Annotated in this window: 22 protein-coding genes; 15 read left to right on the top strand and 7 right to left on the bottom strand. The window is 75.1% G+C overall.

Translation table 11 applies throughout. The annotated features are described in order from the left end of the window. Positions 1-86 precede the first annotated feature (86 nt). Both ACIQI7_RS26715 and ACIQI7_RS26710 read left to right on the top strand, forming a co-directional pair. Positions 87-740, top strand: a complete 654-nt coding sequence (locus ACIQI7_RS26715; RefSeq protein ID WP_401114233.1) for a 4'-phosphopantetheinyl transferase — start codon at positions 87-89, stop codon at positions 738-740. 31 nt (positions 741-771) lie between these two features. Then, positions 772-1,155: a barstar family protein gene (locus tag ACIQI7_RS26710; RefSeq protein WP_401114230.1), complete on the top strand. Its 384-nt coding sequence runs from the start codon at positions 772-774 to the stop codon at positions 1,153-1,155. 33 nt (positions 1,156-1,188) lie between these two features. Here the strand turns inward: ACIQI7_RS26710 and ACIQI7_RS26705 are convergent, their stop codons facing one another. Then, positions 1,189-1,818 (bottom strand): polysaccharide deacetylase family protein, encoded by a 630-nt coding sequence (locus ACIQI7_RS26705; RefSeq protein WP_401114227.1) that lies wholly within the window; start codon positions 1,816-1,818, stop codon positions 1,189-1,191. On the opposite strand from ACIQI7_RS26705, the gene ACIQI7_RS26700 reads away from it, so the two are divergent. From ACIQI7_RS26700 to ACIQI7_RS26690, 3 genes are all read left to right on the top strand, one after another. Continuing rightward, positions 1,784-2,161, top strand: a complete 378-nt coding sequence (locus ACIQI7_RS26700) for a hypothetical protein (protein ID WP_401114224.1) — start codon at positions 1,784-1,786, stop codon at positions 2,159-2,161. The two genes, ACIQI7_RS26705 and ACIQI7_RS26700, sit on opposite strands and share 35 nt — an antisense overlap. Before the next feature lie 182 nt (positions 2,162-2,343). Further along, positions 2,344-3,966, top strand: a complete 1,623-nt coding sequence (locus tag ACIQI7_RS26695) for a CehA/McbA family metallohydrolase (protein ID WP_401114221.1) — start codon at positions 2,344-2,346, stop codon at positions 3,964-3,966. 275 nt (positions 3,967-4,241) lie between these two features. Beyond that, positions 4,242-4,736, top strand: a complete 495-nt coding sequence (locus ACIQI7_RS26690) for a hypothetical protein (protein ID WP_401114218.1) — start codon at positions 4,242-4,244, stop codon at positions 4,734-4,736. Between the two features lie 14 nt (positions 4,737-4,750). Here the strand turns inward: ACIQI7_RS26690 and ACIQI7_RS26685 are convergent, their stop codons facing one another. Continuing rightward, complete coding sequence (locus tag ACIQI7_RS26685) at positions 4,751-5,209, bottom strand: DinB family protein (protein WP_401114604.1); 459 nt, start codon at positions 5,207-5,209, stop codon at positions 4,751-4,753. Positions 5,210-5,439: 230 nt separating this feature from the next. Between ACIQI7_RS26685 and ACIQI7_RS26680 the strand changes: the two genes are divergently transcribed. From ACIQI7_RS26680 to ACIQI7_RS26670, 3 genes are all read left to right on the top strand, one after another. Next, positions 5,440-6,030 (top strand): carboxymuconolactone decarboxylase family protein, encoded by a 591-nt coding sequence (locus ACIQI7_RS26680; RefSeq protein ID WP_401114215.1) that lies wholly within the window; start codon positions 5,440-5,442, stop codon positions 6,028-6,030. Further along, positions 6,027-6,899 (top strand): RNA polymerase sigma-70 factor, encoded by an 873-nt coding sequence (locus ACIQI7_RS26675; protein WP_401114212.1) that lies wholly within the window; start codon positions 6,027-6,029, stop codon positions 6,897-6,899. The genes ACIQI7_RS26680 and ACIQI7_RS26675 overlap by 4 nt, the downstream gene beginning before the upstream one ends. A gap of 177 nt (positions 6,900-7,076) precedes the next feature. Then, complete coding sequence (locus ACIQI7_RS26670; protein ID WP_401114209.1) at positions 7,077-7,889, top strand: class I SAM-dependent methyltransferase; 813 nt, start codon at positions 7,077-7,079, stop codon at positions 7,887-7,889. Positions 7,890-8,033: 144 nt separating this feature from the next. Here ACIQI7_RS26670 and ACIQI7_RS26665 read toward each other — a convergent pair whose 3' ends face one another. Continuing rightward, complete coding sequence (locus ACIQI7_RS26665) at positions 8,034-9,305, bottom strand: MFS transporter (protein WP_401114206.1); 1,272 nt, start codon at positions 9,303-9,305, stop codon at positions 8,034-8,036. Between the two features lie 184 nt (positions 9,306-9,489). On the opposite strand from ACIQI7_RS26665, the gene ACIQI7_RS26660 reads away from it, so the two are divergent. The 6 genes from ACIQI7_RS26660 to ACIQI7_RS26635 all read left to right on the top strand — a co-directional run bounded on the left by ACIQI7_RS26660 (position 9,490) and on the right by ACIQI7_RS26635 (position 15,269). Next, on the top strand, positions 9,490-10,512 hold the full coding sequence (locus ACIQI7_RS26660) for an ABC transporter substrate-binding protein (RefSeq protein WP_401114203.1): 1,023 nt from the start codon (positions 9,490-9,492) through the stop codon (positions 10,510-10,512). Then, on the top strand, positions 10,502-11,560 hold the full coding sequence (locus ACIQI7_RS26655; RefSeq protein ID WP_401114200.1) for a FecCD family ABC transporter permease: 1,059 nt from the start codon (positions 10,502-10,504) through the stop codon (positions 11,558-11,560). The genes ACIQI7_RS26660 and ACIQI7_RS26655 overlap by 11 nt, the downstream gene beginning before the upstream one ends. Beyond that, positions 11,557-12,360: an ABC transporter ATP-binding protein gene (locus ACIQI7_RS26650; RefSeq protein WP_401114197.1), complete on the top strand. Its 804-nt coding sequence runs from the start codon at positions 11,557-11,559 to the stop codon at positions 12,358-12,360. Before ACIQI7_RS26655 ends, ACIQI7_RS26650 begins: the two co-directional genes overlap by 4 nt. Positions 12,361-12,455: 95 nt before the next feature. Then, positions 12,456-13,256, top strand: a complete 801-nt coding sequence (locus ACIQI7_RS26645; protein ID WP_401114601.1) for a Rossmann-like domain-containing protein — start codon at positions 12,456-12,458, stop codon at positions 13,254-13,256. Next, complete coding sequence (locus ACIQI7_RS26640; protein ID WP_401114194.1) at positions 13,253-14,323, top strand: GHMP kinase; 1,071 nt, start codon at positions 13,253-13,255, stop codon at positions 14,321-14,323. The genes ACIQI7_RS26645 and ACIQI7_RS26640 overlap by 4 nt, the downstream gene beginning before the upstream one ends. After that, positions 14,244-15,269: a pyridoxal-phosphate dependent enzyme gene (locus ACIQI7_RS26635; RefSeq protein ID WP_401114191.1), complete on the top strand. Its 1,026-nt coding sequence runs from the start codon at positions 14,244-14,246 to the stop codon at positions 15,267-15,269. Before ACIQI7_RS26640 ends, ACIQI7_RS26635 begins: the two co-directional genes overlap by 80 nt. A 218-nt stretch (positions 15,270-15,487) precedes the next feature. On the opposite strand, the gene ACIQI7_RS26630 is transcribed toward ACIQI7_RS26635, so the two are convergent. Further along, complete coding sequence (locus ACIQI7_RS26630) at positions 15,488-16,363, bottom strand: phenylalanine 4-monooxygenase (RefSeq protein ID WP_401114188.1); 876 nt, start codon at positions 16,361-16,363, stop codon at positions 15,488-15,490. A 279-nt stretch (positions 16,364-16,642) separates the two neighbouring features. Between ACIQI7_RS26630 and ACIQI7_RS26625 the strand changes: the two genes are divergently transcribed. Further along, the gene (locus ACIQI7_RS26625) at positions 16,643-17,053 is read left to right on the top strand and encodes a VOC family protein (protein WP_401114186.1); all 411 of its coding nucleotides are present in this window, start codon (positions 16,643-16,645) and stop codon (positions 17,051-17,053) included. 51 nt (positions 17,054-17,104) lie between these two features. Here ACIQI7_RS26625 and ACIQI7_RS26620 read toward each other — a convergent pair whose 3' ends face one another. From ACIQI7_RS26620 to ACIQI7_RS26610, 3 genes are all read right to left on the bottom strand, one after another. Next, positions 17,105-18,007 (bottom strand): trypsin-like serine protease, encoded by a 903-nt coding sequence (locus ACIQI7_RS26620; RefSeq protein ID WP_401114183.1) that lies wholly within the window; start codon positions 18,005-18,007, stop codon positions 17,105-17,107. A gap of 189 nt (positions 18,008-18,196) precedes the next feature. Then, positions 18,197-19,090 (bottom strand): S1 family peptidase, encoded by an 894-nt coding sequence (locus tag ACIQI7_RS26615; protein ID WP_401114180.1) that lies wholly within the window; start codon positions 19,088-19,090, stop codon positions 18,197-18,199. A 346-nt stretch (positions 19,091-19,436) separates the two neighbouring features. Continuing rightward, positions 19,437-21,536: a bifunctional polysaccharide deacetylase/glycosyltransferase family 2 protein gene (locus ACIQI7_RS26610; RefSeq protein ID WP_401114178.1), complete on the bottom strand. Its 2,100-nt coding sequence runs from the start codon at positions 21,534-21,536 to the stop codon at positions 19,437-19,439. Between the last annotated feature and the right edge of the window lie 7 nt (positions 21,537-21,543).

Genomic DNA, 21,543 nt, shown 5'->3' with positions numbered 1-21,543 from the left:
CCCCGATCCCCCTCCAAGATCCCTCCACCCGGGTTACCCTCGTCCCGCGCGGCGACCGTCCGCGCGGCCGACCGAGGGGGGAACGGATGATCGGGGACCTGCTGCCGGACGTCGTGGTGACCGAGGTGGCCTACGACGACCCGCCGGAGGCCCGGCTGGAGCCCGAGGAGGAGCCGGCCGTCGCCCGGGCCGTCGACAAGCGGCGCCGCGAGTTCACCACCGTCCGGCACTGCGCCCGGGCCGCCCTCGCCCGGCTCGGCGTCCCGTACCGGCCGCTGGTCCCGGGCCTGCGCGGCGCCCCGAGCTGGCCGGACGGCGTGGTCGGCAGCCTCACCCACTGCGACGGCTTCCGCGCGGCGGCCGTGGCCCGGGCCGGCGCCCTCGCCTCCGTCGGCATCGACGCCGAACCCGCGCTGCCGCTGCCCGAGGGCGTCCAGGAGGCGGTCGCGCTGCCGGTCGAGCAGCAGCGGCTCGCCAAGCTGGCCGCCGAGCACCCGGACGTGCCGTGGGACCGCATCCTGTTCAGCGCCAAGGAGTCGGTGTACAAGGCCTGGTTCCCGCTGACCCTGCTCTTCCTGGACTTCCACGAGGCCGAACTCGACCTCGCCCCCGACGGCACTTTCACCGCCCGGCTGCTCGTCCCCGGCCCGGTGGTCGGCGGCCGCCGGATCGACGGCTTCGACGGCCGCTGGGCGGTCCGGGACGGGCTGCTCGCCACCGCGATCGCCGTCTCCCCCTGACCCGCCGTCGGCGCCGCATATCCTCGACCCCGTGACGGTGACCTATGTGATCGACGGCAACGGGATCAGGACCCTGGAGGACTTCTGGGACGCGGTCGGGCGGACCATCGGCGAGGACGGCTACTTCGGCCGCAACCTCGACGCCTTCGCCGACTGCCTGCGCGGCGGTTACGGCACGCCCGAGGACGGCGACTGGGTCATCGAGTGGCGCCACCACGAGGCCTCCCGCCGCAACCTCGGCCACCCGGAGACGGTCCGCCAACTGGAGCTGCGGCTGGCCCGGGCCCATCCCGCCAACCGCGCGCAGATCACCGCCGAGCTGGACGCCGCCCGGGCGGGCCGGGGGCCGACGGTCTTCGACTGGCTGGTCCGGATCATCGAGGAGGAGCACCCGGGCGGCCTGCGCCTGGCCTGAGCCGTCTGCCCCGAGGCGCCCCCACCCGCCCGGCTACAGCACGTCCGAGAGCCGTACGAAGCGCCGCCCGGCCGCCAGCAGCCCCGGCACCGCCGCCGCCACCCCGGGGGCGGTGCCGCCGCCCGGATGGTTCAGATGGCCGATCACGATCGCGCCGGGCGGGGCGGAGGCCACCTCCTGCCGCACCTCGGCGGCCCGCAGCGTCGCCCCGCCGTCGCCGTTCACGGTGAAGCCGGCCACCCGCTGGCCGAGGTCGGCGACCACCCGGGTGGCGACGTCGTCGTAGTGCGCGGTGCCGGAGCGGAAGAACCGGGGCGGGTGCCCGAGCAGCTCGGCGAGCTTGTGGGCGTTGCCCGCCACCTCGTCGTACACCTCGCCGACGTCGCGCGTGCCGGCGATGCCGTACGCGGAGCGGCCGGTGACCGAGAGCGGGCGGTGGGCGGTGCCGTGGTTGCCGATCTCGAACAGCGGGTCGGCGGCGAGCCGCTCGAACTCCTCCGGGTTGGCGTCGATCCAGCGGGCGTTCAGGAAGAGGGTGGCCGGCACGCCGTTCGCCCGCAGGAAGTCGATCAGGTCGGCGTCGTAGCCGTTGCCGCCGGGGCCGCCGCAGGCGTCGAAGGTGAGCGCCATGGCGCTCTCGCCCTCCGGCAGCGCGGTGATCACCCCGGACACCTCCAGCCCCCAGTCGCCCGGGGCCTGCCCGTCGTACCGCTCCACCACCTCGGCCCGGGTCGGCTCCCGCGCCGGCTGCTTCGCGGCCTCCGGGGCGGGCGTGGGCTCCGGCCCGGCCGTCGGCGCGGCGGCGGCCTCGGCGGGCCCGTCGGCGGGCGTCGCGAGCGGGACGGCGGACGGTATCGCCGAGGCCCCCGAGGCGGAGCCGGCCGGCGGGAGCAGGGGTGAGTCGGCGCCCGACGACCTGGTCCGGCACCCCGTCAGCGCTCCTCCGGCCACCACCATGAGCAGCGTCCGCCGCCTCACCGACACGTCCGTCTCCCATCCGCACTAGTTCTCATATAAATCGATGACATGACTATGAACCGACCAATCGTCACTCCCCGCAACTCGCCCCCGCCCCCGCCCGGCACCTCTTCACCGCCCCGCCCCACCACCGTGGGCCCCGACTCACCCCCGGTTCACTCGCCGGGGTAGGCACGCGAGCGACCCGCCCGCCGCGAACCGGAGACCTCGATGCCGACCGAGCCCAGCACGCCCCGCCACGACCGGCCGACCGAGCCCAGCACCCCGCGCCACGACCAGCCCGCCCGCCGCGACCTGCTCCGCACCGGCCTCGCCACCGGCGCCGCCACCGCCCTCGGCCTGGCCGCCACCACCGCCGGGGCCGCCGCCGCCCCCACCGACGCCCCCGGCGGCGCCCCCGCCGACCGCACCCTCACCCTCACCGGCCATCTGCCCACCGGCGCCCCCGACTTCGTCCACCTCCCCGTCGAAGTGCCCGAGGGCGTCCGCGAGATCGCCGTCTCCTACCGCTACGACAAGCCGCCGGTCCCGGCCGGCACCCCCGGCAACTCCTGCGACATCGGCATCTTCGACGACCGCGGCACCGACCTCGGCGGTGCCGGCTTCCGCGGCTGGTCCGGCGGCTTCCGCGCCGAGTTCAGCCTCTCCCGCGGCGCCGCGACCCCCGGCTACCTCCCCGGCCCGATCAACCCCGGCACCTGGCACGTCGTCCTCGGCCCCTACCAGATCGCCCCGCAGGGCCTGGACTACCACGTCGAGGTCACCCTCCGGTTCGGGGCGCCCGGGCCGCGGTTCACCCCCCACTACCCGGCGGAGCGGGCCCGCGGCCGCGGCCGGGCCTGGTACCGGGGCGACTGCCACCTGCACACCGTCCACTCCGACGGGCGGCGCACGCCCGAGGAGGTGGCGGCCGGGGCCCGCGCGGCCGGCCTGGACTTCATCGTCTCCACCGACCACAACACCAGCTCCTCGCACGGCTCCTGGGGCCCGCTGGCCGGCCCCGACCTGCTGATCCTGCCGGGCGAGGAGGTCACCACCCGCAACGGCCACTGGCTGGCCCTCGGCCTGGAGCCCGGCCAGTTCGTCGACTGGCGCTACCGCTCGCGCGACGAGGAGTACCCGCGCTTCGTCCGCCAGGTCCACCGGGCCGGCGGCCTGGTGGTGCCCGCGCACCCGTACTGCCCGTACGTCGCCTGCCAGTGGAAGTTCGGCTACGAGGGGGCCGACGCCGTCGAGGTGTGGAACGGCCCCTGGACGTACGACGACGAGTCGGCGGTGGACACCTGGGACGGCCGGCTCGCCGTCGCCCTGCGCGAGGGCCGCTCCTGGCTGCCCGCCCTGGGCGACAGCGACGCGCACAGCGAGCCGCAGGCCATCGGCTCCCCGCACACCGTGGTGCTGGCCGAGGACCTCACCCGGGACGCGATCCTGGACGGGCTGCGCGCCGGGCGCAGCTGGCTGGCCGAGTCCTCCGCCGTCGAGCTCGACTTCACCGTCACCGGGCACGGCCGCCGGGCGGGCATCGGCGAGGAGCTGACCGTCCCGGCCGACGCCCCGCTGGACGTCCGGCTCACCGTGTCCGGGGTGCCCGGCGGGACGGTCCGCCTGCTCACCGACGAGGGGCAGCTGCACCAGGAGTCGCTGCCCGCCGACGGCTCCGGCACCGTGGTCTGGCGCACCACCGCCTCGCTCGCCTCCTACGTCCGGGCCGAGGTGCGCCACCCGAAGGCGGACGGCAACCCGGGCAGGGGAAACTCGATGGGGCCGGACCTGCCCTGGGGGCCGATGGCGGCGCTCACCAACCCGATCGTGCTGCGCACCGAGGACCGGTAGCGGCCGGCACCGACCCGCCCGGGCCTCCCCGGCCTCCCCGCCGACCGGCCCGGAGTTCCCCGCCGACCCGCGCCGACCTCCCCCTCCGACCCGCCCAGGAACCGGATGGGGGACGACTCCGCCACCCGTTTGGACTAGGTTGATCCCCGAAACGCATCAGTCGTAGGGACGAGGCGGTCGGTTGTCCGGTACAGGGGCCGACCAGCCCCTTCGCACGCCGACCGCCCCGCCCCCGGCTACCCGACCGTCCCCGGCCCGCGAAGGGATCAGCAGCTGTGAACCGTACGACCGTAGGTGGGCCGGAGCTCGGGGGCGGCCGGGGCGCCGGGGGCGTCCTCGTCCTCGTCGACCCCGACGGGGCCGGGAACAGCCCGGTCGCGGAGCTGCTCGCCCGGGAGCTGAGCCCGAGCGTCCACCTGCGGACGGACGACTTCCTGCGGGTCATCCGCAGCGGCCAGCTGCCGCCCCACCTGCCCGAGGCCGGGCGCCAGAACGCCACCGCCCTGGCCGCGGCCGCCCAGGCCGCCTTCGCCTACGCCACCCGGGGCTACCAGGTCGTGGTGGAGGCGCCCGCCGTCCCGGCCGCCCTCGACACCTTCCGCCGCGAGAGCCGCACCACCGGCGCCGCCCTCCACTACGTCGTCCTGCACGCCGGCCCGGCCGCCGAGGCCGCCGACCACGCGCTCGACACCACCGCCCTCACCCCCGAGACCGCCGCCGAAGCCGTCCTCGCGGCGCTCGCCCACCGCACCCACCTGCTCGGCTGGTAGGGCGCTCGGGCTCGTCAGGCGCCCACCACCCCGTCGATCGCCTCCCGCAGGAAGTCGGCGTGCCCGTTGTGCCGGGCGTACTCGTGGATCAGGTGGAGCATCACCAGGCGCAGCGACACCTCGGCGTCCCACCGGGGCTGGTGGCCGGTGACGTCGAGGGAGTCGGCGGCGAGCTCGATGCGCCGGGAGTGCTCGACCTCGGTCCGCCAGGCGGTGAAGGCCTCCGCCCGGGTGGCGCCGGCGGGGTCGTACGCGGCCTGGTAGTCGCCCTCCTCGGACCAGACCAGCGGCAGGTCCTCGGCGTTGATCACCCGGCGGAACCAGGTCCGCTCCACCTCCGCCATGTGCCGGACCAGGCCCAGCAGGCTGAGCGTGGACGGCGGGCTGGAGCGCAGCCGCAGCTGCTCGTCGGTCAGGCCCTCGCACTTCAGGGCGAGGGTCGCCCGGTGGAAGTCGAGGAAGCCGCGCAGCATCTCGCGCTCGCCTCCGGTCAGCGGCGGGGCGGGGCGGTCGTCGGGGACGTTCACGGTGTCGTACTCCTCGCGGTGGTCGGCGGTACCCGCGGACTGTAGCGAACCGCCCGGCCCGTCCGGAAAGCGTTTTCCCCTGCTCTCGCATCGCGCTGTCACATCCGCGTGCCCTCCGGTGTCTTCATGTCCGGCGAACCCGCCGCACCACCGAACCCCCGAACCGGGAGGACACCATGGCACTGCGACTGCCGAAGGCCCAGCTGCCCGCCGAGCTGAGCGAGAACATGATCAAGGGCTTCGGGACGGAGCTCGAACCCGTCGAGGCGATCTGGCACAACCCCGGCGTCGCCACCGCGAACCTGGACTTCTCCCGCCGGATCGCCGAGTGGGACGCGCTCGACGAGAGCCTCAAGTCCTTCGCGCACATGGCGGTGGCCGCGCAGGTCGGCTGCGGCTGGTGCCTGGACGTCGGCTACTTCCAGGCGCGGAACCAGGGGCTGGACCTGGCCAAGGCGAGCCAGGTGCCGAACTGGCGGGCGTCCGAGGTCTTCACGCCGCTGGAGCGGGAGGTGATGGAGTACGCCGAGGCGATGACCGTGACCCCGCCGGCCGTCACCGACGAACTGTACGAGCACCTGCTGGACGAGCTCGGCCCGGCGGCCATGGTCGAACTCACCGCCTACGTGGCCTTCGTCAACATGGCCACCAGGAACAACACCGCGAACGGCGTCCGCTCCCAGGGCTTCTCGGACTCCTGCGAGATCCCCCTGGCCCGGCGCGGCGCCGCCGCCGTCGACGACGCGGCCGGGGCGTCGCCGGCGTGACCGGGGCCGAGGACCCCTTCGTCACCCACCGCAGCCTGCTCTTCACCGTCGCCTACGAGCTGCTCAGCTCCGCCGCCGACGCCGAGGACGTGCTGCAGGAGTCCTGGCTGCGGTGGGCCGAGGTCGACCACGACCGGGTGCAGGACCCGCGCTCCTACCTCATCCGGATCGTCACCCGCCAGGGCCTCAACCGGCTGCGGACGCTCTCCCGCCGACGCGAGCAGTACGTCGGCGAGTGGCTGCCGGAGCCGCTGCTCACCAGCCCCGACGTCGCCGAGGACGTCGAACTCGCGGAGAGCGTCTCGTTCGCGGTGCTGACCGTGCTGGAGACCCTCGGGCCGGCCGAGCGGGCGGTGTTCGTGCTCCGCGAGGTCTTCGAGCTGCCGTACGAGGAGATCGCCGAGGCCCTCGGCAAGACCCCGGCCGCCGTACGGCAGATCGCCCGCCGGGCCCGCGGGCACGTGGCGGCCCGCCGGCCCCGGGTGCGGGTGAGCCGCTCCGAGCAGCAACAGGTGGTGGAGCGCTTCCTGGAGACCCTGCGCACCGGGCGGTTGCAGGACCTGATGGCGGTGCTGGCGCCGGACGTCGTCCTGATCGCCGACGGCGGCGGGATCGCGGCGGCCGTCACCGCCCCGGTGCACGGGGCCGAGGCGGTGGCGGCGCTGCTCGCCCGCGCCGGGCGGCTGCCGGTCGCGTTCGACGCCGCCACGGTCTGGCTCAACGGCGCTCCGGCCGGCCGGATCGACATCGGCGGCGAACCCTCGGTGGTGAGCCTCGCGGTGGAGGACGGCCGGATCACCCGGGTCTACATCGTGCGCAACCCGCAGAAGCTGACCCGGATCGACGCCCCGGCCGCCCTCACCCGGTAGCCGCCCCCGTCGCGTGGTGGTGCCCGCGCCCCCTCGGAGCACCACCACGCCCCCCGCCGCCCCCTGGACACCGCCCGCCCCGCCATCACGTACCGTGTTCGGACCACCACAGGTTTGGGTACGTACCTCGGCACGCCCGACGGCCGGGCACCCACCGACCAGGAGACCCAGCGGCCCATGGACCACAACCGCATCCCCCCGACCGTGCGCCAGACCTACGGCGCCGACGACCTCAGCACGGCCCCGTCATTCGCCGGCGGTTTCATCAACTTCGGCTACTGGCAGGGGATCGGCCTCGCGGCGCCGACCCCCGAGGACCGGGTGCGCAGCCAGGAGCAGCTGTACCGGCGGGTGTTGCGGGAGTTCCCCGAACCGCGCGAGCGGCTTCGGCTGGCGGAGGTGGGGTGCGGGCGCGGCCTGGGGAGCGCCCTCGCCCTGCGGGAGTTCCGGTTCGCGGGGGTGACGGGGGTGGACATCCACCCGGACCAGATCGAGCGGGCCCGGGCCGTCAACGCGAGAGCCCTGGCGACGTACCCCGATCGGTTGGCTTACACCCTGGGCTCGGCGGACGAACTCCCGTTCTCCGACGGCTACCTGGACGGTGTCTTCTCCGTCGAGGCCGCCCAGCACTTCCGCGAACTGAGCGGTTTCGCCCGCGAGTCCTCCCGCGTCCTGCGATCGGGCGGCCGCCTCGTCGTGACCACCTTCTTCACCGCCCCCGGCCCCGACGCCGCCGAACGCCTCAAGATCATGCTCGCCAGCTTCGCCGACGGCCTCGACGTCCCCCACCCCCTCGACGCCTTCACCGCCGACCTCACCCGCCACGGCTTCACCGACATCACCACCGAATCCATCGGCTCCGACGTCTGGCCCGGCTTCGACCGCTACCTCACCGACACCGTCCCCACCGCCCACTGGTCCCGTCACTTCCTCACCGCCTGGCGCGACGGCCTCCTCGACTACCACGTCCTCACCGCCACCCGCATCTGACGCCCTGCCCGGGCCCGGGCCCGCCCGCACCCCCGGCGGGCGGGCCCGCACCGTTCCGGGTGGACGCCCCGGCCCCGGCGTCGGCACCGCCTCGACGCCGGGGCCGGGTCAGCGGCCGGGCGGGTGGCGGCTCGGGCGGGCGGGTCAGTCCGCCGCCGGGGGTGTGCGGGCGAAGTGACGGGCGGTCGGGACCAGGGCGGCGGCGGCCGGCACCAGGAGGCAGGCGGCGGCGCACACGGCGAGGACGGCCGTGACCCCGAACCAGTCGATCGCCGGGGCGATCACGGCGAGGCCGACCGGCGCCAGGCCGTAGGACACCAGGAAGTCGAGCGAGGAGACCCGGGCCAGCTTGTCCGGGGCGACCTCGCGCTGGGTGGCCGTGAACCAGGGCACGTTGAACAGCTCGATGCCGACCCCGGCCACCGCGTACGCGGCGACGACCACGACCGGGTGCACGGGCAGCATCAGGCTGAGCGGGGCGACGCCGTACGCCGACAGCCCGGCGAAGGCGGCCCAACCCTGGGAGCGGGGCCGCCATCGGGCGATGACCACGGCCCCGCCGAGGGCGCCGACCGTGTACGCCGTCATGGCGGCGGCCAGCACCCATTCGGTGCCGTAGCGGTCCCGGCTGATCAGTGGCAGCGCGACGCTGGTGGCCGAGTAGCCGAGGGCGATGACCGCGACGAGGGCGGCGAGTCCGGCCAGGAACCACGGGTGACGGCGCGCCTCGCGGATTCCCTCCAGGAACTCCGCGCGGAATCCGGCGCGCGGGGCCGCTTCCGGGGCACGATCGGCGTCGGTGGCCGGGGCCGGGGCCGTTCCGCGGCCCGGGACGAGCGCGGCGACCAGCCAGAGCAGGCCGATCCCGAGCAGCAGCGCCCGGACGTCGAGGAAGGCCGCGAGCAGCGCGGTCAGGGCCGGTCCGGCGAGCGTGGAACCGCGGACGGCCATGGTCGTCGCGGCGTTGGCCTGCTGGCGCCGCTCGGGCGCGACGGTCTCGGCCGTGAGGGCCTGGAACGCCGGGCGGCAGGCGCCCTGTCCGGCTCCGGCGAGCACGGCGGCGGCCGTCATCAGCACGAGCGAGCGGCCCAGACCGGCGGCGAGCAGGGGCGCGGCGAGTGTCGCCGCGAGGGCGGACCACAGGACGACCGCGCGGCGGGAGTGCCGGTCGGCGAGCACTCCGCCGACGGCGACGGCGGCGAGGAAGCCGGCGGTGCGCGCAGCGAGGACCAGTCCGAGGCCGGCGGCGCCGAGTTCGCGGTGGAGGACGGCGAGACCGAGGACGAAGGGCAGGGCCCAGGTCGCGAGTCCGGAGGCGGTGGTGCCCGCCCACAGGCGCAGGAACGCGGGGTCGCGGAGGACCGAACGTGCGGGCGGGGCACCGGTGTCGGCCGTCCGCGGGGAGGTGGTGGTCACGGTGTGGTGGCTCCTTGGCGGTGGGGATCGGGGCGGCGAACCGGCCCCGGATGTGATTAATGGAAATGATTACCATTACAGTACCGTGAGAACGCGGCGCCCCCGGCCAGCGGTCCGGGGGATCGACCGACCGCGCCCGCGCCCCACCCAGACCCGCCCGCGCCCGATCCAGACCGGAGAACTCATGCGTCACCCCGCCCGCCTGGGCATCGCCCTGACCATCGCTCTCACCGCCATGGGCTGCGCCTCGGCCACCGGCGGCGGCCCCGGAGCGACCAGCGGCCCCGCCGCCCAGGCGGCCTCCGTCACCAGCTGTGGCCGCCGGTTGACCGTCACCGAGCCGCCGAAGCGCACCGTCACGCTGGATCAGACCTCGACCGAGACGCTGCTCGAACTCGGGCTCCAGGACCGGATGGTGGGAACGGCCAACCTCAAGACCAAGATCCCCGCGAAGTACGCGGCCGCGTACGCCGCCGTGCCGGTGATCGCCCCCAGGATCGCCACCGGCGAGCAACTGCGCGCCGCGCTGCCGGACTTCGTCGTGGCCGGCGAGACCGGCCTGTTCACCGAGGACCGGGCCGGCACCCGCGAGGAGCTCGACGCCCTCAAGGTCCCGAGCTTCGTGAGCGCCGTCGACTGCCCGCAGCAGAACCCCGCCGGCCGGACCCCGTTCGAGCTGCTCTTCTCCGACTACGAGAACCTGGGCCGGATCTTCGGCGCCGAGGAGCGGGCCGGCCGGCTCGCCGCCGACCAGCGGGCGGCCGTCGCCAAGGCCGGGGAGAACGCCGCCGAGGCGCCCCAGGGCGCGGAGCGGCCCACCGTGGTCTACCTCTACTCCGTCTTCAACGGGATGCCCTACGTGGCGGGCAGGACCGGCCTGCCCAGCGAGATGAGCCGGATCGTCGGTGCGAGGAACGCCTTCGACGACGTGGCCGAGGACTGGCCGGAGGTCACCTGGGAGGAGGTCGCCAGGCGCGACCCGGACTTCATCGTGATCGGCGACCTGTCCGAGCGCGGGCGGCCCGGCGACAGCGCCGCCGAGAAGCGCGCCACGATGACCGGGCACCCGGTGATCTCCAAGCTGGCCGCCGTGCGGGACAACCGGATCCTGGAGGTGCCGGGCATCGAGCTGGACCCCTCGGTGCGCTCCGTCCACGCCCTCGGGCTGCTGGCGGACGGCATGAAGGGCCTCGGGTATGTCCGCTGAACCGGTTGCCCCGGCCGGGCCGGCCGCCGCTGCCGGCCGGCCCGCGGCCCGGGCACTCCTCCTCGTCCTCGCCGTCGGCGCCCTGGCCGGCTCGGTGGCGGCGGCCGTGCGGATCGGCACCGCCGACGTCGGCTGGGGCGGCCTCGCCCGAGCCCTCGGCGCCCGGCTCGGACTGGCCGTCGAGCCGCTGCCCCCGCTGCTGGACTCGCTGCTCTGGGACCTCCGGCTGCCGCGCGTCCTGATGGCCGCCCTGGTCGGCGCCTCGCTCGCGGTGTGCGGCGCGGTGCTCCAGGCGGTCACCCGCAACGCGCTCGCCGACCCCTACCTGCTCGGCGTCTCCTCGGGCGCCTCGGCGGGCGCCGTCACCGTGGTCGTCCTCGGGATCGGCGCGGGCACGCTCGGCGTCACCGGCGGGGCGCTGGCCGGGGCGCTGCTCTCCTTCGGGCTGCTCCTGCTGCTGCTTCGGCGCACCGGCCTCGACTCGCGTCGCATCGTCCTCACCGGTGTGGTCGTCGGCCAGCTGTTCACCGCGCTGACCTCGCTCGTCCTGATGGCCTCGGCGGACGCGGACACCACCCGGGCCGTCACCCACTGGCTGCTCGGATCGATGGCACCGGCCCGCTGGGACACCGTCGCGGTCTGCGCCGTCGCCACCCCGCTGGGGCTGCTGGCGGTGTGGCTGTGCTCGAACGCCCTCGACGGTCTCGCGTTCGGCACCGACACCGCCCGCTCGCTCGGGATCGGCGTGCGGCCCACCCGGATGCTGCTGCTCGTGGTCACGGCCGCGCTGACCGCGGTGGCGGTGGCCACCGTCGGCGCCATCGGCTTCGTCGGGCTGATCGTCCCGCACGGGGTGCGGTTCCTGGTCGGCCCGTTGCACCGGGTGCTGCTGCCGTACACGGCACTCGTGGGCGCGGTGTTCCTCGTCTGGACGGACACGCTGGCCCGGTTCGCCTTCGCCCCCCGAGAGGTTCCGGTGGGCGTGGTCACCGCCCTGCTCGGCGTGCCGCTGTTCCTGCTGGTCCTGCGCCGCAGGGGTGAGCTGTGAGGATCACCGCCGAAGGGCTGAGCTGGTCGGTGGCGGACACCCCGGTCGTCCGCGAGGTCGACGTGGACATCGCGCCGGGCGAGACGGTCGGCCTGCTCGGCCCCAACGGCTCGGGCAAGTCCTCGCTGCTGCGCTGCCTGGCGGGCCTGCGCCCGCCGAACGCGGGAACCGTCCGGTACGACGACGAGTCCGTCCGGGGCTGGAGCCCGCGCCGGATCGCCAGCAGGGTCGCCTTCGTGGAACAGGACTCGGGCGTGGACAGCGATCTGCGGGTCGCCGACGTCGTGGGCCTGGGGCGGACCCCGTTCCGGGACCGCTGGAGCGGCCCGGACGCCACCGACCGGGCCGTGGTCGCCGCCGCGCTGGAGCGCGTCGGCCTCACCGCTCTCGCCGACCGCCCCTGGAAGGCGCTCTCCGGCGGCGAGCGCCGGCGCGCCCACATCGCCCGCGCCCTGGCCCAGCAGCCGGACGCGCTGCTGCTGGACGAACCCACCAACCACCTCGACGTCAAGCACCAGTTGGAGCTCATGGAGCTGCTGACCGGCACCGCCCGGACGGTCCTGGTCGCCCTGCACGACCTGTCGCTCGCCGCCCGGTACTGCGACCGGCTGCTGCTCCTGCACCGCGGCCGCCTGGTCGCCGCGGGCCCGCCCGGCACCGTCCTGACGGTCGAGCGGCTCGCCGAGGTCTTCGAGGTGGACGCCGAACTCACCACCGACGCCTTCGGGCACCCCTCGGTCGCCTACCGGGGGCCGCTCGGCGCCCCGAACGCCATACCCGCACCCCAGCCCACCCCATGACGAGGAATCCCGTGAACCGGACGACCACCACCCCCGCCACCACCCCGGCCGTCGACGCGACCACCGCCCCGACCGCCGCCCCGACCGTCGACGCGCTGATCGAGGCCGTCCTCGCGGGCGAACACGGCCCGCTGCCCGCCGACCTCGTCGCGACCAGCGTGTTCTGGATCCACCACGGCACCCGCCTGGCCGGCGGCGCGACCACCTACCTCAACCAGTACGTACTGGTCCGCCTCGGCGGCTCGTTCGGCGGCTGCGCCTTCGAAGCCGGCGAGATCGACCCGGCGATCTGCCGGAACTCCTCCGGCACCCCGCTCGACGTCCTGCTGCGCGAGGCCCCGCGCCCGTTGCGGATCGCGGCCCTCGACGCCTACCTCTCCGAGGCCCGCCCGCACCGCCTCGCCGCCGCGGCCGGCGAGGCCGAGCCCGTCATCCTTCCCACCGGCACCCCCGAGGTGCGCGCACGGGCCCGCGACGCGGCCATCGCCGGGCTGCTGGACATCGGGAAGGGCGCCGCGGTCGGCCTGATCGGCGTCGTCAACCCCCTGGTCGCGGCGATCCGCGAGCGCGGCGGCGAACCGCTGCTCTGCGACTTCAACCTCCGGGCCACCCAGTGGGGCGACCCGGTCACCGACGACATGAACGAGGTGCTGGACCGGGCCGAAGCCGTCGTCGCCACCGGGATGACCCTGAGCAACGGCTCGTTCGACACCGTCCTGGCCCGCTGCCGGGCCCGGGACATCCCGCTGATCGTCTACGCGCAGACCGGCAGCGCCGTCGCCCGCGCCTTCCTCGGCTCGGGGGTCACCGCGCTCTCCGCCGAGCCGTTCCCGTTCTCCCAGTTCAGCGCCGAGGAGACGGTCCTGTACCGCTACCGTGTGGTGGACGGCGCATGACCTCCACCGCCCGACCGGGCGTACCCGGTGCCGGTGGCCTCCCCACCGGCACCGGGTACGCCCCGTGCCACCACGGCGAACTCCTCCAGGGCGTCTTCCGCGACGGCGAGGGGCACCGGTGCGCGGGCCTGGTCACCCTGCCGATGGCGGGGCCCGGCAGCGACGCCCGGTTCGTCCGCCGACCCGGCACCCCGCCCGAGGCACTGACCGTCCTGCCCGCCGACCGGGCCAAGGCCGCGCGGGCCGCCGCCCTCACGGTGGCGGAGTGCGCGCGGCGGGCCGCCCTGCCGCCCTGCGGCGGGGAGTTGAGGCTCACCGGCGACATCCCGGTGGGCCTGGGCATGGGCAGCTCCACCAGCGACGTGATCGCCGCCGTGCGCGCGGTCGCCGACTCGTACGGCCTGCGGCTCCCCGCCGACACCGTCGCCCGGCTCGCCGTGCGCGCCGAACTGGCCTGCGACCCACTGATGCTGGACGGCCGGCCGGTGCTGTTCGCCCAGCGCGAGGGCCGGGTCCTGGAGGTCCTCGGCCCGGCCCTGCCGCCACTGGTCGTCGTGGGCTGCACCCTCGGCGGGGGCGAGCCGGTGGACACCCTGGCGCTGCCCGCACGGACCCCCGCCGAGGCCGGCGCCGACGAGGTCCGGGCCTACGAGCGGCTGCGCGCCATGCTGCGCCGGGCGGTGGCGACCGGCGACGTCCGGCTGCTCGGCGAGGTCGCGACCGCCAGCGCGCGGCGCGGCCAACAGGTGCTCCGGCACCCGGAGTTCGAGGCACTGACCGCCGTCGCCCGGCGGGCCGGGGCGGTGGGCGTACAGATCGCGCACAGCGGCGCGGTGGCCGGCGTGCTGTTCGACCCCGCGGCGCCGGGCCTGCGACACCGCGTGCGCGACTGCGTACGGGGGCTGGACGCCCACGCCATCCCCGCCACCCGGACCTTCACCACCCTCACCACCCTCACCACCGTCACCACCGGCAAGGAGCCTGCGCATGGACCAGCACGTCGCGGAGTCGATCGGCCGACCGGACCTGATACGCCTCGACAGCCGGCTCGTCTGCCTGCGCTTTGAGACGATGAAGGTGGTCTCCGCCCTCGCGGCCGTACGCCACCTGCTGGACACCGGGGCCGTGCGGCGCGGGGACACCCTGCTCGACAGCTCCAGCGGCATCTACGCCTACGCCCTCGCCCTGGCGTGCCACCGGCACGGCATGCGATGTCACATCATCGGCTCGACCACGGTGGACCACACGCTGCGCACCCAACTCGCCGTGCTGGGGGCGACACTGGAGCAGATGGAGCCGTGCAGCGACCTCAAGCTCGACCAGAAGCGGCGGGTGGAACGGATCCACGAGGTCCTCGCCGAGCACCCCGAGTACCACTGGATGCGGCAGTACCACGACGACATCCACTACCTCGGCTACCGCGCGATCGCCGACCGGATCCGGGACGCCGTCGGGGCGGACGGCCTCACCGTCGTCGGCGGCGTCGGATCGGGCGCCTCCACCGGCGCCCTCGCCCGCTACCTGCGCGACGGTTCGCCGGCGGGGCCGGCCGACGTCGAGCTGGTCGGCGTCCAGCCGTACGGCAGCGTCACCTTCGGCGCCGAGCACGTCGCCGACCCCGAGATCATCATCGCCGGCATCGGCAGCTCGATCCCCTTCGGGAACGTCGCGCACGAGCTGTACGACACCCTGCACTGGGTCTCCTTCGACGCGGCGCTGGCCGGGAGCGTCGACCTGCTGCGGCGGCACGCGGTGTTCGCGGGCCTGTCGACCGGCGCCGGGTACCTCGTCGCCCGTCACGAGCGGCGGCGCGCCCCGGAACGCACGGTGCTGTTCGTCGCCGCCGACACCGGCCACCGCTACGTCGACACCGTCTACGCCCGGCACCGCGAGGCCGCGCGGATCGCGGACCTCGCGCCGCGCGAGGTGTCCGACCGCAGCGAGCTGGCCCTGCCCTGGTCCCGGATGCGCTGGAACCGGGCCCCGGCCCCGGCCCTGGCGGTCGCGTCGTAGCGCGTTCCGCCCGTGAGCGCGGGCGGCGTGGACCGGCAGACCGGCCCGGGGCCACGCCGCCCACCTCCGCTGTTCGGCCGGCTCCGGGGAAGACCACTCCGCCGGTTCCGGCCTGCTCCGTGCCCGAGGGCAGGCCGTGGGCGCTGTCCGGCAGGAGGCGATCTCTGCGATGAGGCCACGGGGGCGTGGACGGCCGCGCGCAGGGCCCCGGCCGGCCGTCAGGACGTGGCGGCGCGGCCGAAGCGGGGTGCGCTGTCGTCGTCGAGCTGTTCGAGGAAGCCGCCCAGTGTGTCGGCGACCTCGGACAGGGCCCGGGCGCCGAAGAGGACCGGCTGGTAGCCGGTGATGTCGTAGTCGGTGGCGAGCACGGCCGTGATGTCCAGCGGTCGGACGCGGGCCCGCGTCAGCCGTCGGATCTCGCCGTAGGAGGAGAGCAGGGCCGCGCCGTACGCCTTGGGCGTGCCGTCCTCGTGGAGGACGCCGTACTCCAGGGTGAACCAGTAGACGTCGCTGATCATCTGCAGGACGTCCTCGTCGTCGATGCGTCTCGCCGCCTCTCCGATCAGGCGGTAGACCTCGGCGAAGTCCGGCGAGGCCAGGTGGATGCCGTGGCCGAAGACGTCGTGGAGGACGTCGGGCTCGGGCGTGAACAGCGGCATGGCCGGGTGGCGGACGAACTGTACGGCGTGGAAGTAGCCCTCGGCCATCGACCCCAGGAACCGCTTGTTCTCCACCACGCCCCCGGCCGCGGTGAAGTCGAAACCGGTCAACTGCCGCAGCCGGGAGCCCACTTCGGCGTGCTGCGGGATGCGGTCGGCGGGAATCGGAGCCTGCTCCCGGGCTTTCAGCACGGCACGGCACGCGTGCTCGCCCTGGGCCGTCCACAGTGCGCGGTGGACCGCCCGCCAGGTCCGCTCCTCGCTGTCGCTGTACGCCACCGTCGGCGACGGGTCGCCGACCCGCAGGCCACGGGCGAGAGCCGCGACGGCCGCGCGTCTGCACAGGTAGCGGGGGTCGCTGAACCCCGGGTGCTCGGCCGCCGTGCCGAGTCGTCCGTCGGGGGCCACGGGCGTGCGCGCCTGGGTGTCGTCCACGATCCGATTCTTGCCATCGCACCGTGGTGGCGCACCGGGACTCGCGGTAGCCCGCAGCAGTAGCCGCGGCCGGTACGGCGGTCGCGGGCGGCCGGGCTTCGGCGCCACCGCGGTCGTACGTCGAAGGTACCGGTGGGAGCCGGTCGGTCCTCGGCGCGCAGGCGTAGGACCAGCGCCCGATGGCACGCGGTCACGTGATCCCTAGGCTCGCTGTCGTCCGAGCCCGAAGACCCGGCCGCCGGCCCACGCCCGGCCCGCCCGATGACGAGGTGCCACGAAATGCCGGCTGACTCCACCGCCCACATCCGCATGGCCCGCCCCTCACGCGACCTCCGGGCGGCGGAACGCTTCTGGGTCTCGGGCCTCGGCCTCGACGTCCTCTACCGGCACGCGGCGGACGGCACCCCCGGCCGCAGCTCGCTCCTCATGGTCGGCTGGCCCGGTGCCGGCTGGCATCTGGAACTCGTGCACGACCCCGCCGCTCCCGTGGAGCCGCGGTCGACCCCCGAGGACCTCCTGGTCGTCTACCTCGGCGAGCCGGTGCCCGACTCCCTCGTGGAACGGCTGGAACGGCACGGCGGGAAGCGGGTGCCGGCTCACAATCCGTACTGGGACACCTGGGGTGTGACGTTCCAGGACCCCGACGGCTATCTGCTGGTGCTGTCCACCCGCGCCTGGTCCGACTCGTAGCCCACGCAGGGCGCGCCGGTCGGGCCCGCGGGCCCGACCGGCGGGCTCCCGTCAGGGAAGCGCGACGAAGGGGGCGAGGAACCCCCGGGCGACCGGCGTGTCGAGTCGGTACGCGACGTTGGTCGCGTAGCACGGCCCGTCGCCCGTGACGGTCGTCGCGACCAGCAGCGTCCGGCCGTCGATCGTGGCGAAGTTCGGACCGCCGGAGTCCCCGTAGCAGGCGCCGCCGTTGCCCTGCGGCGCGGTCATCGCCAACCGCACCCACGGGGCGTTGAGCGCGTCGAAGCCCACCGGGGCCTTCATCCGCACGCCGCCGCCCGGGTGCGTCTGGCCGCCGGGGCCGCGTTGCGCCTCCTGGGTGCCGTAGCCGGCGACGGTGAACGGGGTCGCGTCGAGTCGCTGCGGCCCGAGCGCGCCGAGCCGGCCCTCCGTGGGCAGCGTGGCCGGGGTGAAGGTCCAGCGCGCGGCCACCTCGGCCGCGGGCAGCTGGACGACGGCGATGTCGTGGGGGTCCGAGGAGGGCCCCGGGTAGGCCGGGTCCTGATGGGCGGTCCCTTCGACGGCCACCGCCGCGGCGACGGCCGACGGGTCGCCGGGGTGGGCGGCCCGGGCGGCGTCCAGGCCGGCCTGGACGTCCTGGTCGAGCGAGACGTGGAAGCGGGCGCCGGCCGGCCAGTCGCTGGTGCAGTGCGCGGCGGTGAGGAAGGTGTCGGCGTCCACCATGGTGCCGGTGCACATCCAGTCGACCCGGTCCGGGGTGGCGGGGTCGCCGTCGTCGTCCCACTGCACCACCAGGGCACCGACCTCGGTGCGCTCCGGTGCGGGTGAGGCGTTGTACGAGTTGATCGCGGCGGCGGGCGTGGTCCCCGTGACGAGCGCGCCGACGGCGAGCGCTCCGGCGAGGGCGGCACCGGCCGCCCGTCTGAGGGCTGGGGGGAAGTCGGTGATCGGCACTGCTGGGGGTTCCCTTCCGGGCCACCGGAACCTCCGGTGGCCCACTGCTCGGCACCGTGGGGCGCCGTCGGACGGACGTCCGGCGCCGCCCGGCCGGACCCGGCCGCCGCACGCGGCCGGAGCTCCGGCCGGGCGGGCCGGGGGTGTGGCGGTCGGGCCGGAGATCCGGCCCGGGGTGTCGCGGTCGGGTCAGAAGACGCTGACGCCGTACTTGGCGAGGGCCTCGTTGGCCGGTTGGAAGAAGGTCGTGCCGCCGGTGCTGCAGTCGCCGCTGCCGCCGGAGGTGATGCCGAGGGCCTTGGTGCCGTCGTACAGCGGGCCGCCGGAGTCCCCGGGCTCGGCGCAGACGTTGGTCTGGATCATGCCGCGGACGGTGCCGCCGTCGGCGTAGCGCACGGTGGCGTTGAGCCCGGTGACGGTGCCGCCGTGGGTGCCGCTGGTCGACCCGCTGCGCTTGACCGACTCGCCGACGTAGGCGTTCGGGGCGGAGGTGAACCCGCCGCTGTGGCTCAGGGCGCTGTTGTCGTAGCGGACGAGCGCGTAGTCGTTGCCCGGGAAGCTGGAGTTGACGGTGGCCCCGATCAGCGTGGTGTGGCCGGAGTTGGTGTACCAGGTGTTCGCGACGTTCCCGCAGTGGCCCGCGGTGAGGAAGTAGTACGTGCTGCCGCTCACCACGTTGAAGCCGAGCGAACAGCGGTACTGGCCGCCGTAGACGGCGTCACCGGCCGCGAGCAGCGGGCGGAAGGTGCCGGGGGCGCGCTGGATCGTCAGCTTGGCCGCGTCGGCGCCCGCGGCCTGCTTGATCCTGGCGATCGCGGCCGGCGACACGGTGCCGTCCGCCGTGACGACGACGCGGTCGGCCGCCTGGTCGACGTACCAGGCGATGCCGTTGACGTCGGTCCGCTGCACGGCGTCGCCCACCGCCGCCAGTCGGGCCTGGCCGGTGGCGGGGGTGGGGGCGGACGGGGCGGCGACCGCGCCCGGCGCGGCGACCGCGGTGGCGGACAGCAGGCCGACGACGGCGGCGAGCAGTCGGGTGGTCCTCGCGGTGCCGGTGTGGGGGGTTGTGCGCGTGGTCCTCACTGGGTCTCCTCCTGGGAGTGAGAGGCCCCCTGAGGGTGTGGGGGCCGTGAGGCGCGATCAGGGAGTGCGCGGACACCCGACGGTGCCCATGGGGGAGCCACCGCGGATGAACTGCCCCTGACAGGCGCTGACGGGAAGTATGGGCAGGCCCGTGGAGCGGCACAAGGCCCCGGACGCGGCCTGCACACCATCTCGACAACCCCCCGGGGCACCGCCCGGCGGCACCGGTCCTGAACTGCCGGTTTCCTCAACGGAATTCAGGCGCGACCTCGCTCGGCACGGTCGGCCGCCCGGCCCGACCGCCCCCACCGCCGGCGGTGGGCCACCGGCCGACGGCCCACCCGGCTCAGCCCCCCGCGGGCACCCGGAGCGTCCCGTACCGCTGCATCCGCTGCCAGCGCAGGCGGGATCCCGCGAGCGCGGTGAAGACCGAGTGGATCACCACCAGGTACATCAGCTGCCGGTAGACGAACTGCTGCAGCGGCAGGCTCCACAGCGGCCCGAGCCGTTCCTTGTCGAGCCGGAACGCGTAGGCGCCCATCAGCATCTGGACCACCAGGAACGCCGCCCACAGCCCGACGATCCGCACCGGGTCGAGGAAGACCAGTCCGTACAGCGCGAAGACGTCGACCACCGGCGCGAGCAGCGGCAGCAGGACCTGGAACATCAGCAGGTAGAGCAGCCCCCGACGGCCCAGCTTCCCGGCCTGCCCGCCCTGGACCAGCGCGCCGCGGTGCTTCCACATCGCCTGCAGGGTGCCGTAGCACCAGCGGTAGCGCTGCCGCCACAGCGCGCTCAGCGAGGCCGGGGCCTCGGTCCAGGCCTTCGCCCGCTCCTCGTAGACCACCCGCCAGCCGGCCCGGCAGAACGCCATGGTGAGGTCGGTGTCCTCGGCGAGCGTCTCCTCGCCCACCCCGCCGACCGCCAGCAGTGCCGAGCGGCGGAAGGCGCCGACCGCGCCCGGCACGGTGGGCATGCACTCGGCGAGGTCGAAGAGCCGGCGGTCCAGGTTGAAGCCGACCACGTACTCGATGTGCTGCCAACGCCCCAGCAGTCCACCGCGGTTGATCACCTTCGCGTTGCCGGAGACCGCGCCGACCGAGGGGTCCGCGAACGGCTGCACGAGGTGCCGGACGGCGTCCGGCTCGAACACGGTGTCACCGTCCACCATCACCAGCAGCTCCGCGCGGGCGGCCGCGATGCCGGTGTTGAGGGCGGCCGGCTTCCCCGCGTTCTCCTGGCGGATCACCCGGGTGTACGGCAGGTCGAGCGCCTCGACCAGGTCGGCGGTGCCGTCGGTGGAGCCGTCGTCGACCACGATCACCTCCACCGGATGGTCCGAGGCGAGCAGCGACCGCAGTGCGGCCTCGATCCCGGCGGACTCGTTGTACGCCGGCACGATCACGCTGACCGGTTCGGTGACCGGCGCCCCCCAGCGGCGGCGGCGCAGCCGCCGGTGCCGGCGGGCGGCCACCAGGACGGCCACGGCGCGCAGCACGCTGATCGCGCCCGCCGCCCACAGCAGCCAGCCCAGGGCGGTGAGCGTCCAGTCGCCGCCCCGCAGGATCCAGATGAACGCGGTCCCCTGGAGGCGGTCGGCGGTCCCGGCCGGGTGGACCGGGTCGGACAGGCCGACCGCCTCGCTGACGGTGGTGAAGCGCAGGCCACGGGCCTTCAGCCGGGGCAGCTCGGTGGTGAGCGCCGCGACGGTCTGGGAGCGGTCGCCGCCCGCGTCGTGCAGGAGCACGATCCGCCCCGGGCCCGCCGGAGCGTCGTCGAGCGTCCGCGCGATCTGCGCGGCCCCCGGCAGTCGCCAGTCCTCGCTGTCCTGGGTGGTGAGCACGGTCAGGTAGCCGGCACGCCCGGCCTCCCGGACGGCGTCCCACGCGCGGTCGTCCAGGGCGTCCGGGCTGGAGGAGTACGGCGGCCGCAGCAGGGAGCTGGTCACCCCGGCCGAACCGGCCAGCACCAGCTGGGTCTCGCGCAGCTCCAGCGAGCGACGCCAGTCGGGCGCGGCGCCGAGGTCGGTGTGGGTGAAGGTGTGCACACCGATCTGGTGGCCCTCGGCGACGATCCGGCGGACCAGCTCCGGGTGGGCGGCGGCCTGGGTGCCGACCACGAAGAAGGTGGCGTGCACCCCCTCGCGGCGCAGCACGTCGAGGACCCGCGGGGTCCAGGTCGGGTCGGGGCCGTCGTCGAACGTGAGGGCGACGGTGCCGGGCCCGGGGGCGGCGCTGCGCGGCTGCGGGTCGGCGGCGTCGATCACCGGACCGCCGTCGAGGACGGGCGCCGGCACGGTGTTCGCGCTCGTGCGGGTGGCCGTCCCGTCCGGGCGGTCGTCGAAGCTGTGCTGGGTGTACCCCTGGAGCAGCAGCGCGCCGGAGAGGGTGAGCAGCAGGGCGGTGAACAGCACCCAGTGGGTGCGCAGCGGACGCTGCCTCACCATGGCGCGC

It is taken from the genome of Kitasatospora sp. NPDC092039 (assembly GCF_044756065.1).
Taxonomy (GTDB): domain Bacteria; phylum Actinomycetota; class Actinomycetes; order Streptomycetales; family Streptomycetaceae; genus Kitasatospora.
Note: the sequence above shows the minus strand (reverse complement) of the source record. Positions and strands in the feature narration are given on the sequence as shown.

Coding starts and splice junctions, on each gene's coding strand:
- ACIQI7_RS26715 (WP_401114233.1), top strand. CDS start 87: ATGATCGGGGACCTGCTGCCGGACGTCGTGGTGACCGAGGTGGCCTAC.
- ACIQI7_RS26700 (WP_401114224.1), top strand. CDS start 1,784: ATGGCGCTCTCGCCCTCCGGCAGCGCGGTGATCACCCCGGACACCTCC.
- ACIQI7_RS26695 (WP_401114221.1), top strand. CDS start 2,344: ATGCCGACCGAGCCCAGCACGCCCCGCCACGACCGGCCGACCGAGCCC.
- ACIQI7_RS26685 (WP_401114604.1), bottom strand. CDS start 5,209: ATGCTGCGCGGCTTCCTCGACTTCCACCGGGCGACCCTCGCCCTGAAG.
- ACIQI7_RS26680 (WP_401114215.1), top strand. CDS start 5,440: ATGGCACTGCGACTGCCGAAGGCCCAGCTGCCCGCCGAGCTGAGCGAG.
- ACIQI7_RS26670 (WP_401114209.1), top strand. CDS start 7,077: ATGGACCACAACCGCATCCCCCCGACCGTGCGCCAGACCTACGGCGCC.
- ACIQI7_RS26660 (WP_401114203.1), top strand. CDS start 9,490: ATGCGTCACCCCGCCCGCCTGGGCATCGCCCTGACCATCGCTCTCACC.
- ACIQI7_RS26655 (WP_401114200.1), top strand. CDS start 10,502: ATGTCCGCTGAACCGGTTGCCCCGGCCGGGCCGGCCGCCGCTGCCGGC.
- ACIQI7_RS26640 (WP_401114194.1), top strand. CDS start 13,253: ATGACCTCCACCGCCCGACCGGGCGTACCCGGTGCCGGTGGCCTCCCC.
- ACIQI7_RS26635 (WP_401114191.1), top strand. CDS start 14,244: ATGGACCAGCACGTCGCGGAGTCGATCGGCCGACCGGACCTGATACGC.
- ACIQI7_RS26625 (WP_401114186.1), top strand. CDS start 16,643: ATGCCGGCTGACTCCACCGCCCACATCCGCATGGCCCGCCCCTCACGC.
- ACIQI7_RS26610 (WP_401114178.1), bottom strand. CDS start 21,536: ATGGTGAGGCAGCGTCCGCTGCGCACCCACTGGGTGCTGTTCACCGCC.